Origin of the sequence: Sphaerisporangium perillae (assembly GCF_023276435.1) — a bacterium.
Lineage (GTDB): Bacteria > Actinomycetota > Actinomycetes > Streptosporangiales > Streptosporangiaceae > Sphaerisporangium > Sphaerisporangium perillae.
On record NZ_JALLPO010000026.1, the window covers coordinates 96,417 to 109,445 of the forward strand.

At 68.5% G+C, this 13,029-nt stretch carries 12 protein-coding genes and 1 pseudogene; 11 read left to right on the top strand and 2 right to left on the bottom strand.

Annotated features, from left to right (window positions below; all coding sequences use genetic code 11):
* Positions 1–4: 4 nt before the first annotated feature.
* The 11 genes and pseudogenes from MYF83_RS25175 (at position 5) to MYF83_RS25220 (ending at position 11,379) form a co-directional block, all read left to right on the top strand.
* Positions 5–1,759 carry a branched-chain amino acid ABC transporter ATP-binding protein/permease gene (locus tag MYF83_RS25175; protein ID WP_248963165.1) on the top strand — a complete coding sequence of 585 codons (1,755 nt, stop codon included), beginning with the start codon at positions 5–7 and terminating at the stop codon, positions 1,757–1,759.
* The gene (locus MYF83_RS25180) at positions 1,746–2,462 is read left to right on the top strand and encodes an ABC transporter ATP-binding protein (protein WP_248963166.1); all 717 of its coding nucleotides are present in this window, start codon (positions 1,746–1,748) and stop codon (positions 2,460–2,462) included. The genes MYF83_RS25175 and MYF83_RS25180 overlap by 14 nt, the downstream gene beginning before the upstream one ends.
* Before the next feature lie 43 nt (positions 2,463–2,505).
* Positions 2,506–3,276: an SDR family oxidoreductase gene (locus MYF83_RS25185; protein ID WP_248963167.1), complete on the top strand. Its 771-nt coding sequence runs from the start codon at positions 2,506–2,508 to the stop codon at positions 3,274–3,276.
* A 338-nt stretch (positions 3,277–3,614) separates the two neighbouring features.
* Positions 3,615–5,447 (top strand): flavin-containing monooxygenase, encoded by a 1,833-nt coding sequence (locus tag MYF83_RS25190; RefSeq protein ID WP_248963168.1) that lies wholly within the window; start codon positions 3,615–3,617, stop codon positions 5,445–5,447.
* Positions 5,448–5,554: 107 nt separating this feature from the next.
* A complete protein-coding gene (locus MYF83_RS25195) occupies positions 5,555–6,361 on the top strand; it encodes an enoyl-CoA hydratase-related protein (RefSeq protein WP_248963169.1) in 807 nt (268 codons plus the stop codon).
* Between the two features lie 69 nt (positions 6,362–6,430).
* The gene (locus MYF83_RS25200) at positions 6,431–7,234 is read left to right on the top strand and encodes an SDR family NAD(P)-dependent oxidoreductase (RefSeq protein ID WP_248963170.1); all 804 of its coding nucleotides are present in this window, start codon (positions 6,431–6,433) and stop codon (positions 7,232–7,234) included.
* A gap of 73 nt (positions 7,235–7,307) precedes the next feature.
* Positions 7,308–8,105 carry an SDR family NAD(P)-dependent oxidoreductase gene (locus MYF83_RS25205; protein WP_248963171.1) on the top strand — a complete coding sequence of 266 codons (798 nt, stop codon included), beginning with the start codon at positions 7,308–7,310 and terminating at the stop codon, positions 8,103–8,105.
* Positions 8,106–8,168: 63 nt separating this feature from the next.
* The gene (locus MYF83_RS25210) at positions 8,169–9,056 is read left to right on the top strand and encodes a cyclase family protein (RefSeq protein ID WP_248963172.1); all 888 of its coding nucleotides are present in this window, start codon (positions 8,169–8,171) and stop codon (positions 9,054–9,056) included.
* A 20-nt stretch (positions 9,057–9,076) separates the two neighbouring features.
* Positions 9,077–9,238, top strand: a pseudogene (locus MYF83_RS44450) (TetR family transcriptional regulator); the annotation flags it as partial.
* A 235-nt stretch (positions 9,239–9,473) separates the two neighbouring features.
* A complete protein-coding gene (locus MYF83_RS25215) occupies positions 9,474–9,755 on the top strand; it encodes a hypothetical protein (RefSeq protein ID WP_248963173.1) in 282 nt (93 codons plus the stop codon).
* A 565-nt stretch (positions 9,756–10,320) separates the two neighbouring features.
* Positions 10,321–11,379, top strand: coding sequence for a hypothetical protein (locus MYF83_RS25220; protein ID WP_248963174.1), 1,059 nt, complete (start codon positions 10,321–10,323; stop codon positions 11,377–11,379).
* Positions 11,380–11,731: 352 nt separating this feature from the next.
* Here MYF83_RS25220 and MYF83_RS25225 read toward each other — a convergent pair whose 3' ends face one another.
* Complete coding sequence (locus MYF83_RS25225; RefSeq protein ID WP_248963175.1) at positions 11,732–12,442, bottom strand: DinB family protein; 711 nt, start codon at positions 12,440–12,442, stop codon at positions 11,732–11,734.
* A 140-nt stretch (positions 12,443–12,582) separates the two neighbouring features.
* Entirely contained in the window at positions 12,583–13,029 is a 447-nt protein-coding gene (locus MYF83_RS25230) for a DUF6596 domain-containing protein (protein WP_248963176.1), read from the bottom strand.

Sequence of the window (13,029 nt, forward strand, 5' to 3'; positions counted from 1 at the left end):
TCTTGTGCGGCCGGAACTCAAGCGCGAGTTGTGGCTCAGCATCGCGATCGTGACCCTGGCGGTCGCCGTTCCGCTCGTCGCCGGCAGCACCTACTGGCTGCAGGCCATGCTGCTCGCCAACGTCTATCTGGTCGCCGCCTCCGGACTCAACATCCTTCGTTCGCAGGCCGAGCAGATGTCCTTCGGCCAGGGCGCCGTCCTCGGTGTCTCGGCCTACACGATGGCGCTGGCCGTCGGTGTCTGGGGCCTGTCGCCCCTCAACGGCGTGCTGCTCGGGTTCACGGCGGGCATGATGGCGGGGCTGCTCATGTCCCTGCCCTCTCTCAGGGTTCAGGGATACTACCTCGGGCTCGTCACCATGGCCGGAGCGCTGGCCCTGCCCGAGGTGTTCTTCCTGTTCGAGGACCAGACCCGGGCGACGACGGGGGTGAACGTACTCCCTTCGGCGATCAACGACATCGCGTTCTGGCAGGTCGACTGGCTGACCATCGTGATCCTCGCCTGTTCGATCGGCTCGCTCGTGCTGACCGGTGTCGTGCGGTCCTCGAGATTCGGCAGGCAGTTGCGGGTCGCGGGCGCGAGCCCGGAGGCGGCGGCCACGCTGGGCCTGAGGTCGGGGCGACTGCGACTGCTGGCCTTCGGGCTGGCCTCCGTCTGCGCCTCACTGGCCGGGGTTCTCTACGTCCTGCTCATCCAGTACGTGGCTCCCGGCTCCTTCACCCTGTCCCTGTCGATCCTGCTCTATTTCGTGGTCGTCATCGGCGGGGCCGGAACGATCGCGGGGCCGATCGCTGGCGTCGTGGTGCTCTACGTCGTTCCGGAGGTGGGGCTGGTGAGTCTGCTCGACTACCGGCTCCTGATCTACGGCGCGATCGCGTACACCGTGATCTTCCTGATGCCCGACGGCGTCGTCGGCGGGCTGCGGCGCATCGCCTCGTCGCTGCGGAAGAAGGCCGAGCCCGGTGGGGGCATCGCCCTGGCGGCGCTGCTGGCGAACGCCCCCCCGGCCGGGGCCCCGGCTCGGGCCGGAACCGGCGAGACCGGTGCGCCCCTGCTGAAGGCCGAGAACCTCAGCGCTCGCTTCGGGCGGGTGCAGGCGCTCGACGGCATCTCGATCGAGATCGGGCGCGGCGAGGTCCACGCCATCGTCGGGCCCAACGGCTCCGGTAAGACGACATTGCTCAACGCGCTGTCGGGCCTGGTCACCGTCGATCAGGGCACGGTCTGGTTCAACGGCGAGGACATCACCCCGGTGAACGCCGGCGGCCGGGCCGCCCGCGGCCTGGGGAGGACCTTCCAGACCCCTCGGGTCTTCAGCGACATGACGGTCTGGGAGAACGTGGATTGCGGCCCCTCGCGGAAAGGGGCGTCGACGGACTGGATCGAGAAAGCCCTGGAGGGCGTGCGCGCGCAGTGGGACGGCATCGCGGCTCACACCTTGCCGCACGGCCAGCGCCGCTCCCTGGAGATCGCGCGGGCCCTGCATCGCGCCCCCACGCTGCTGGCGCTTGACGAGCCGGCCGCAGGCCTGTCACCCGCCGAACGGCAGGAGCTCAGTTCGCTGCTTCGAGCCGTCGTGGCGGCGACCGGAGCCTCCGTGGTGATGGTCGAGCATGACCTGGAACTGGTGTGGAACGCGGCCGACTTCATCTCCGTCGTCGACGCCGGCAAGGTCCTCGTCACTGGCCGACCCGCCGATATCCGGCACATGCCGGAGATCAGGCGACTGTTCGCGGGAGTCACCGATGTTCCTGGCTAAGAACCTCCACGCCGGCTATGGGCGGATGACGGTGCTGCGTGACGTCAGCCTCACCGTGGCCCCAGGAGAGATCGTTCTCGTACTGGGTCCGAACGGGGCGGGCAAGAGCACGCTGATGAGAGCCCTGTCCGGGCTGATCCCGCTGCAGCAGGGGCAGCTCGAGCTCCAGGGGACCGTCGTCACCGGGCGGAGCGTGGAGCAGCTGGCCCAGCGTGGCCTGCGGCATGTGCTGGAAGGGCATCGCGTCTTTCCGGAACTGTCGGTGCAGGACAACGTGAGGCTCGGGCAGATCGCCCGCCGGCGCGCCGATCGGCTGCCCGACGCCGACATCCTGAAGCGGGCCTTCGAGATGTTCCCGATCCTGGGCGAGAAGCGGCACCTGCTCGCGCGCAGCCTCTCCGGCGGCCAGCAGCAGATGCTGGCCCTGGTCCAGGCATGGGCGGCCCAGCCGAGCTTCCTGCTCTGCGACGAGCCGTCGCTCGGGCTGGCGCAGTCCTTGATCCCGGAGATCCTGCGCTTCTTCCAGGAGCGCGCGAGCGAGGGCATGGGGATCGTTCTCGTGGAACAGCTCGTCGAGCAGCCGCTGAGAGTGGCCGACACGGTCGTCGTGCTGCGTCAGGGGCAGGTCGTGGCGCAGGGCAAGGCCGACGGCTTCACCGACGCCGCCGCGGTCGCGGAACTCATGCTCGGAGACCGCCCTTAAGTCCTTGACCGTCTCAACCGGTCAGAAGATCGAGGAGGAAATCATGGTCGGGACGAACACGGCGCCGCGCTGTGCGGTGGTGACGGGTGGTGCCCGGGGCATCGGAGCGGCGATCGTGCGTGAGCTCGGCGCCCGTGGCGTGCACGTCGTCGTGGTGGACGTCGACGATCAGGCGCTGAAGGCGTGCGAAGCAGAGGAACGGCCGGCCGGGAGCAGCGTCCGATGCGTCAAGGCGGATGTGTCCCAGGAGGCCGACTGGAGGCGGGTGCTGGAGCTGGCCCGGTCGGCTTTCGGGCCGGTCGGCGTCCTCGTCAACAACGCGGGAATCTCCCCCAAACGGGACGGAAAGAAGATCCCTGCGAGCGAGATGCCGCTGGAGGAGTGGCACCAGGTCCTGGCGGTCAACCTCACCGGTGCCTTCATCGGGTCGAAGCTGGTGTTCCCGGACATGCGTGATATGGGATGGGGCCGGATCGTCAACATCGCATCCCAGGCGGCCAGGACGGGTGCGAGGGTCGCGGGTGTCCACTACGGCGCCTCCAAGGCCGGGCTTCTCGGCCTGACCCGCACGCTGGCCTACGAATACGGCCCGTACGGCGTCACCGTGAACGCCGTGACGCCGGGGCGGATTCTGACCCCGATGGCCTTGGGCGTCGATGACCATGTCAACCAGACGTTCCTCGCGGACATCCCGATCGGACGGCTCGGGACCCCGGAGGACATGGCGAGCGTCGTGGGCTTCCTGGCGTCGGACGAAGCAGGCTTCGTGACCGGCGCGACGATCGATGCCAATGGCGGCAGCTACATGGGTTGACCGCTCTCCCCGCGGTCGTGACACGCCGCCGCGATTCGTGACGTCCACGTCCAACAGCCCCAAACCCTGACAAATCATCCGAGACGGGTCGACAGCGACCATATAGCCACGTAATCATTGCCATGATTCACAGGATAGTCGCCGCCGTCGTGCGTCTCGATGGGGTGACGGCGCGGATCGCGGAGCCTGGGAGGCGGATGTGCCGCTCGGGAACCGGCCGCGCTCGCCCCATGACTGCTCGATACGGATTTACGGAGGAACAGGTGCAATCGACCGACAGGCTGGACGAGGCGACTATCCGCGCATCCCTTGACCGCGCCAATCTGAACGTCCTTCGGATGGCTCTGCTGCAGGCCACCGGCGATCCCGCTTTGGCGAAGATGAAGGTCGACCAGGTCCCGATGCGAGGGGGTGCCTTCGTCGGATACCTCCTGGCCGAAGAGCACCATCAGGAGGTGCGGGACAAGGCGCTGAGCTTTCTTCTCAACCGTCCGGCCGTGGCGCCGGCGCCACGGCCGGACGACGACGAGCTGCGCACGATGATGGGCCTGCTCACCGGTGATGAGCTCACCGAGCGGGCCTACCGCTTCGGCCGGGAGGAACTGGCGCTCGATGACTTCCCGCGCGAGGCGCGATGGACGGGCGAGAGGCCGGACGCGGCATCGGACTGCACGGTCCTGATCATCGGAGCCGGAGCGAGCGGCATCTGCGCGGGCATCCAGTTCGAGCGCCTCGGCATCCCCTACACGATCGTCGAGCGACAGGGCGACCTGGGCGGCACCTGGAACCTCAACCGGTACCCGGACGCTCGCGTCGACACCAGCAGCTACCTCTACCAGTTCAAGTTCGAGAAGAACTATCCGTGGCCGGAGTACTTCGCCTCCCAGGTGGAGGTGAAGCGCTACCTGGAGTACATCGCCAAGAAGTACGGCGTCTACGACAAGATCCAGTTCAACGTCGAGGTCACCAAGGCGCTGTTCGACGAGGACGATCGCACGTGGAAGGTGGAGGCCACCGGCGCGGACGGCGGATCGCGAGCGCTCGAGGCGAACGTCGTGATCAGCGCGGCGGGCATGTTCAGCACGCCCAAGTTCCCCGACATCACCGGAATCGGCGACCTCGAAGGGCGCCTGTTCCATACGACGGCGTGGGACGACTCCTACGACGCCACCGGCCAGCGGATCGCGGTGATCGGGAACGGCTCGACGGGCGTGCAACTCGTGCCCAAGCTGGCGGAGACCGCCGAACTCGTCGTCGCCTTCCAGCGGACTCCTCAGTGGATCTCTCCGATGGAGGGATACCGCGAGCTCATCACGCCCGAGGTGCGATGGCTGTTCGAGAACGTGCCCTTCTACTGGAACTGGTTCTGCTACTCCGCGCAGGTCACGAGCTCAGGACTGCAGGGCGCGCAGGTGTACGACCGGGAGTGGCAGAAGACCCACGGCGGGATCAGCGAGCGCAACGACGGCCTGCGACGCAGCCTCACCGAATACATCCGCGGCAAGGTGGGACACGACCCCGAGCTGTTCGCCAGGTGCGTGCCCGACTACGCGCCGCTGGCCCGCCGGCTCGTCGTCGACAACGGGTGGTACGACGCGCTGCTCCGCGACAACGTGGAACTGGTGACCGAGGGCATCGACAGGATCACCGCCCAGGGCATCCAGACGGTCGACGGGTACGAGCACAAGGTCGACGCCATCGTGTTCGCCTCCGGATTCGAGGTCACCAAGTACCTGTGGCCTACCGACTATGTGGGGCGCGGCGGCGTGCACATGGAAGACCTCTGGGAGAAGGACGGACCTCGCGCCTACCTGGGCCTGACGGTGCCGGGCTTCCCGAACCTGTTCATCTTCTACGGGCCGAACTCCCAGCCGCGAGCGGGCGCGTTCCTGTCCTGGGTCGAGATCTGGGCCCGCTACTCGGCGCAGGCGGTCGTCGCGATGATCGAGGGGGGCAAGCGGACGATCGAGGTGAAGCAGGAGGTCTTCGCGGACTACAACGCCCGCCTGGACGAGGTCACCAAGGACCGCATCTGGGAGAAGGAGGGGCCGGCCGGCAAGAACTACTACGTCAACAAGTTCGGCCGCCAGAACGTGAACCTGCCGTGGGACAACGACGAGTACTTCCTGATGGTCGAGTCTCCCGACCTCGGTGACTTCATCCTGCGATAGCCGCGCGACGCGGGCCGGCCGGTCACGGCGGGCACCGCGTCGCGGTCACGGGGCGGGTGCCGCGAACCAGCCCACAGATCCGTTCCGGCCCCGGAAGGAGCCGCTTGATGAAAGGGCGACCGCCTGAGATGAAGACGTTGATCATTGATCGTGCCGACGGGATCGCGACGGTGAGCCTCAACCGGCCGCCGGTCAACGCGGTGAACCGTCAGATGCAGCTGGAACTCCGCGAGGTTTTCGAGTCCTTGTCGGAGGACAGGCAGGTCGGCGCCGTGGTGCTCGCGGCGGAGGGCGATCGCGCGTTCTGTGGTGGCATCGACCTCAAGGAGACCGCGTCCGGCACCGCGGCGGCCGAGGACAGCTCCCTTCGGACCACCCTGAACCCCGGCTGGGAGTGGCGTGCCGCGCAACGCGCCATCCGGCACTGCGCCGTGCCGGTGATCGCCGCCGTCGAAAAGCCGGCCATCGGGGCCGGGTTCGGCCTCGTAGGCGTCTGCGACCTCATCATCGCCTCCGTCACGGCGACGTTCGGGCTGACGGAGATCAATGTCGGTCTCCTGGGCGGCGCGAGCAAGGCACTGCGGATGCTCGGTCCGTACAAGACCCGGATGATGATGTTCACGGGACGGCTGCAACCGGCGCAGGAACTGTATCGGCTCGGCGCGGTGGAGGAACTGGTCGAGCCGGGCGAGGCGTTTCCCCGGGCCAAGGCCATCGCCGCCGAGATCGCAGGTAAGAGCCCGCTCGCCATACGACTGGCCAAGGAATCGATCCTGCGCATCGAGACCGACGAGGTCGAGACGCAGTACAGAACCGAGTGGGACTACACGAACCGGTTGCGGGGCTTCCAGGACTCCCAGGAGGCCATGAACTCCTACCTGGAAAAACGCGAGCCAACCTGGACCTGGAGCTGACCGGCCGGATCGGCCGCCGCCGTAGGCATTTCCATTCGCCCCTCACGTGATGACAAGGTGCACAGAAACATGGTGAAGATACAGGACCGCAGTCCGGTGCCCGACTACGCCCAGCTCGGCTCCCTCGCGGGGCGCGGGTTCATCGTGGCCGGCGCGGGACAGGGGATCGGGCGCCAGACGTCGCACGCGCTGGCCGCGCTGGGAGCGAAGGTGCTCTGCGTGGACGTGGTGCCCGAGTTGGCCGAGGCGGTCGCGAAGGAGGTGGGAGGAGTCCCCCTCGTCGCCGACATGTGCGAGCGGCAGGGAGTGCGGCAGGCGCTCGACACCGCGCAGCAGTCGTTCGGCGGGCTCTCGGGCATCGTCGACATCATCGGGCTCGCCCGCTTCGCCTACCTCGCGGACATGAACGATGACGACTGGGACTGGGCCCAGCACGTCAACCTCAAGCATGCTTTTCTGCTCGCGCAGATGGGCGGTGCGGCGCTCGCCGACGCTGGCGGTGGCAGCATCGTCTACATCGCCTCCGTGAGCGGCCTCGGCGCAGCGCAGCGGCATGCGGCCTACGGGGCGGCGAAGGCGGGACTGATCTCTCTGGTCAAGTCCGCCGCCGTCGAGTTCGGCGGGCGACAGGTGCGCTTCAACGCCGTCGCCCCCGGCGTCGTGTGGACTCCGCGCATCGGCGGCGCCATCGGCGAGGAGCGAAGGGCGCAGTGGTCGGCGCCCACTCCGCTCGGGCGGCTCGCGGAGCCGCGCGACATCGCGGCGGCGGCGTTGTTCCTGTCGTCGGACCTGGCGGGCTTCATCACCGGGCAGACCCTGGTCGTGGACGGCGGCCTACGCGAGAGATTCCCCTACCCGGTGGAGGAACTGTAGTCCCGGTGTGGATCGCCGACCCGCGTCGGCGGTGCCGGGCCACCCGTTACATCAGATCGAGAGGCACTCCAGGATGACCAACTCACGATTCAGGCCGGGACGAGTGGCGATCGTCACCGGCGCGGCGCAGGGCCTGGGAAGGGCCATCGCGGAACGTCTGCTGAAAGAGGGGGTGGGCGTTCTTCTGGTCGACAGGAACGGCGAGCAGTTGGACCGGACGGCGGCCGAGCTGGCAGGGCTGGGCAAGTGCGGCACGCTCGCGCTGGACGTGACCGAAGAGTCCGCGCCCGAGGCGATGCGCGAGCGGGCGATGGGAACGTTCGGGTCGATCGACATCCTGGTCAACAACGCCGGTGTCGCCGGTTCCCGTCCGGTGCACGAGATGGACGAACCGCGCTGGCGGCAGGTGCTCGAGGTCAACCTCAACGCGGTGTTCCGGGTGACCAAGGCGGTTCTACCGGCGATGATGGCGGCCGGCTACGGCCGGATCGTCAACATGGCGTCGATGACCGGCCTCACCGGCTTTCGTGGCAGCTCGGACTACGCGGTGAGCAAGGCCGGGCTCATGGCCCTGACCAGGTCCTTGGCCGCGGACTATGGTTCTTACGGGATCACGGCCAACGCCGTGGCCCCCGGCGCGATCCGTACCCCGCTGGCCGAGAAACTGCTGGCGACCCGTCCGAAGTGGTACGTACGCGGCAACCTCGAAATCAAGCCCGTCGAGCGGATCGGTGAGCCCGAGGACGTCGCCGCCGCCGTGGCGTACCTCACCTCGGACGAGGCCGGCTACGTGAGCGGGCACGTTCTCGTCGTCGACGGCGGACTCACGGCGACCCATTTCCTGCCCGACCACTTCAGCGACGAGGTCTAGGTCTCTGTCGCCTGGCCGTGCGACAGACGCCGGCTCGCGTCAGGACGATGAGCGGAGGTTCCCATGATGAAATACACCGACCTGCCCGGCGGTGATGCGAAGGGCGTGTTCGGACAGGAGGACGTGCTCGGCACCCTGAACCTGCAGACCGCGGACGCCATCCGGCATGCGGCGGGTCTCGTCAGGACCGGCGAGGTCTTCAGCCTCAACGCACCACTCGATTGGCCCGACCCGCCGCTGTTCAACCGGCAGGCCGTCCGGCACACCGTCTACCGCACCGATATGGGCAACCGCGACGATTTCCTGGACGGGTTCTATCCCCAGGCGTCGTCACAGTGGGACGGGTTCCTGCACATCACCGATCCGGAGACCGGCTCCTACAACCATCTGCCGCCGGGCAGGCTGGGGATCGAGTCGTGGGCCGCGCGTGGCATCGCGGGCCGGGGCGTCCTGCTCGACGTCGACCGTCACCTACGCGACCAGGGGCGGCCGCTACATTGGCGGAGGAGAACCGAGATCACCGTTGAGGATCTGGAGGCCACGCGGGCGAGCGCGGGCGTCGAGAAGCGCCGGGGCGACATCGTGCTGATCCGCACAGGCTGGGTCACCGGCTACAACGCCGCCACCGAGGCGGAGCGGCAAGCCGTCCGCACGGATCCGGACTCGCCGGGGCTCTCGGGCGGGGACGCGATGGCGGAGTACCTGTGGGACTGGGGCGTCAGCGCGATCGCCGCGGACAACATCGGGCTGGAGCCTCTGCCACTGGAGGCTGATCTCCTCCACTACAAGCTGCTGTGCCGCCTCGGAATGCCGATCGGAGAACTCTGGTGGCTCGATGAGCTCGCCGAGCACTCGCTGGGAGACCGACGGTATGAGCACCTGCTGGTGTCGGCTCCGCTCAACCTCACAGGAGGCGTCGGCTCGCCGGCCAACGCTCTCGCGCTGAAGTGAAGCGGTTGCGGCCATGACAGGTGTTCGCGCCCGGGGCGACGCCAGAGGAGGCCTATAACGCGGAGGCCGTCGTTGCCTCCAGCAGTGCCCTCGGTGCTGGGTGTGGCCGACGCAGTTTTGCCGAGATCGCTGACCGTGCAGGACTGACCAAGAGCACGTTCTTCCGTCACTTCGCCGACAAGCGTGAGGTGCTGTCCGGCGGACGGGACGTGATGGCGGATCGCTTCGCCGATGCGATCCGGACCGCTCCGCCCGGGGCGACGACCGCCGGCTGCCTCGCCGCGGCACTGGAGTCCGTCGCCGCCGCGTTCACTGCGGACCGCCACGATCTCGCCCGGCAGCGGCAAGCGGTGATCGCGGCCCAAAGCGAGCTGCAGGAACGCGAGCTGCTCAAGCAGGCCCGCCCTCGGTTCCGCCATGGCCGACGCCCTGCGCGCACGCGGAGCCGACGACACAACCGCGCGCCTGGCCGCCGAGATGGGCGTCCTCGCGCTCACCACCGCCTTCGCGCGCTGGGCAGAGCCCGACAACCGGCAGCCGTACACCGAGATCGCGCACGCGGTGCTGCGTGATCTGCAGGCCTGCGCAACACCCCTCGGCACAGACGCCGACGGCCGCGCCTGGCCCCGTTCCCCGGCCACGGCTGGCGCGCGGCCCCTGGGACAAACCCGCCCGCATCCCCTCCGAGGACGGTCATGACCTGGTTGTAGCCCGCCTCAGTGATGTGATTGCTCTCCTTGTACTCGCCGGTCCACGTCGCGGAGGTCAGCCGTGCCCGCCCCCGAACTGGACGCGCTGCGGCTGCCGGCCGACGTACCCGGCGCTGTCGACATCACTGGCCGGCGTACGTGCGCCAGCCCGCGGAACCCGTCGGCATGGAAGATGAGAAATCGCTCGGCGACCTGCTCGCGCGCGGCGCGCCATCCGTGGCAATGGTCCTATCCGGGCCTCTCGACCTCCCCTGTTGCCTCTCCTGTGCAGATCCTGTGCGGGCTTACCACGATGATGTGTTCACACCGATCGTCCCCGAATCGGGCGACGGGAAGAACGCGCGCATCGCACGGGCACTTCTCGCGATCGGAGCGGCGGCCGTTGCCAACCGGCCCGGACGGCCAGGCGGCCGGCCTCGGAGCGGGCGGTGACCTTCGGCCGAAGATATGACCGTCTCCTTACGGCTGCCTGCCACCTGGTGACCTTGGTCGGGCGGCGCTGTGTACTTGCCTTCGCGGGTTCCCCCTCGACCCGCGAACGGAGGCACACCCCCATGCACCAGACGAAACACCGCGCAACGCCGCCCGATCGACAGGGCGCGACACGGCAGCGCCGGCTCGCGGTCGTGCTGGCCCTCGTGACCGGAGTGGTCCTCGCGCCCGCGGCGTCCATCGCGGACGCCACTCGGACGAGCACGCCGATCACCTCGCACGGGCTCATCGACGTGCGGCAGCCGTCCACGACCCTTCTCAACCCGGCGAATCAGTCGTCGACCAGGGTGACCAAGCACCCGTCCCGCAAGCCGACGCCGACACCGACACCGTCCACGACAGCGACCCCGACCCCGACAGCGACTCCGACAGCGACCCCGACCGTGTCGGCGCCGCACGCGCCGTTCGGCCTGTATGTGGCCTCCTCCCCTGAACTGCCCCCGCAGTTCTGCCAGAGCACGACCCCGCCACTGGCGCGGAGCACTCACCCTGTCTTCGGCGTGAGCAGCGGCGCCCCGGCCTACAACAGCGACCGGCCGAACCTGCGGGCTGCCTTCGAGTTGTCGCGCTCGAGCGGCGAACCCCTGCTGACCCAGACCGTGGCATTCGTCGGTTCGTCGGCGCGCTTCCAGGTGCCCGACGGCGTGTTGGTCGACGGCGCCTACAGCGTGCGGGCGCGGGCCGAGGACGGGGCGGCGGTGTCGGAGTGGCTGCCCTGGTGCGCGTTCACCATCGACACCTCCGACGCGGTGCCCACCCCGGGCGTCCCCGACGCGCTGCGCATCTCATCCGGCCCCTACTCCGGAACCCAGCAGTGCGGAGCCGAGAGCGGCGCTCCTGTCGTGGGAACCGGTGACAGTCCGGGCTTCGCCGCCTCCCCGACCCCCCACATCGTCGGCGTCACCTACCCGGACCTGAGCGCGACCTTCGAGATCGGCCACCCAGGGCAGGAACCGCTGATCCGGAAAACCGAACCGATCTGGCCCAGCGGCCTGGTGTTCGGCACCGGCGTCGCACCAGGGACGCTGACTCCTGGCTCCTACCAGTTCCGCGTGCGTGCCGAGGACGGGAACGTGGTCTCGGCCTGGTCTCCCTGGTGCGCCTTCACGGTCACCGAGTAGCGGGCGGAGCACAGGGGCGGCAACCGGACGCTTCTCGCCCGCAGGATCATGAGCGCTCCGATGAGCGAGAGGAAGCCACCGGCGACGAACAGTCTCAACGCCGACCTGTAGTGCCGCCCGCCCGCCGTCCGGGCGTGCGGCGTGGCGGACACGTCATGTGCCCCCGGCGGCCGGTGAGCGGCCGCCGGGGGCACATCGTGGTGGATCGGGGTACCGGCCTGGCTTAGATCCAGAGAATGCCGGTCCGGGGGCCCGGGTCGATCGCATCGCAGCCGCCGCCTCGGCGAACAAGCAGGCGATCTACGCCATGAGAGTGAATCCTTGCTAGTCGCACGCAACCTCGTGGCGAGGGTCATGATCCGAGTAGATCGAGGTCACGAACGCAGAAGCCGTGGTGCGCCCACTCCTCGTCCAGTACCACCTGAATGCACTCCAGCACCGACTTTCCCCTGGCATACGGCGGCCAACCCGGGCCCGCCGGCACTGGCGCGGGCGCCGAGAGCTGATCGGCCGTCACCGTCGACAGCCAACGCTCTAGCTCAGCGCCTTGCACGTCTCGCGCGGCCAGCACCTCGTCCAGACTGGGGGCCGCCGCTCGGTCCAGGCCCTGCTCCTCCTGGTCAGGGACGAACTCGGACGCCAGCCCGATCGCGGTGAACGGCTCGGTCGATCCCAGACAGCAGCGGCGGAACCACGAGTCGTGCACGAACACCAGATGGCGCTGGGTCTCTACCGCCGACCATTCGCCGCCGACGCGCTGCTGCTCCGAACCCCTGGGCATCGCTCGCAGCCGCTCGATCGTCTCCGCCCAGCCGGCCCGCAGCTGCCGGACAGCCTGCAGCAGGTCCGCCGGATCGGCTGAGCGGAGCAGCAGCCGCACCGGATACCGGCGGTCAAGCTCGGCTTCGACGTACGACGTCACCTCGACTCCGTTGACCACCAGATTGGTGACCAGCCCGTCGATCACAGCGTCCTGCATTACCACCCCGATCAGACGAGCGCGGGTCAAGTCACACTCGCGGAACTCGGCATCAGTCAGGTCCTGGTCCTTGAAGCTCGCCATGCCGGGCAGTATCCACCGGCGTACCGACAACCGCGCAGTTACCGCCATACGAGACGAGGTCAACGTTCGGCTAGGTACACGCGAGCGATCGTCGATGTCCGGATGCGCACGCGGGCGTGCCATAAGCAGGCACTCGCTCTTCACGCTGTCACGCGTTCGAGCAATGCGAGATCCTCGCCGGAGAACCGGGCTCGCCGCCGGGCGTGGTGGATCATCATCAGCGCGAGCAGCCCGTGCGCCTCCGGCTCGTCCGGCATCAGTGCGGCGAGCACTCGCCCCAGACGGATGGCTTCGGCGGCGAGGTCGACCCGGCCGCTGTAGCCCTCGTTGTAGATCAGGTAGATGACGGCCAGCACCGCATCGAGGCGGTCTGGAATCAGGTGCGCGTCGGGAACCGCGAACGGGATCCCAGTCGCCTTGATCTTGGCCTTGGCGCGGGACAGGCGGCGCTTCATGGTCTCCTCGGAGACCACGAACGCCCGTGCGATATCGGCGGTCTCGAGGCCGCCCGGGGCCCGCAGCGTGAGCGCCACCTGCCCTTCCAGTGGCAGCGCCGGGTGGCAGCAGGTGAAGATCAGCTCGAGCAC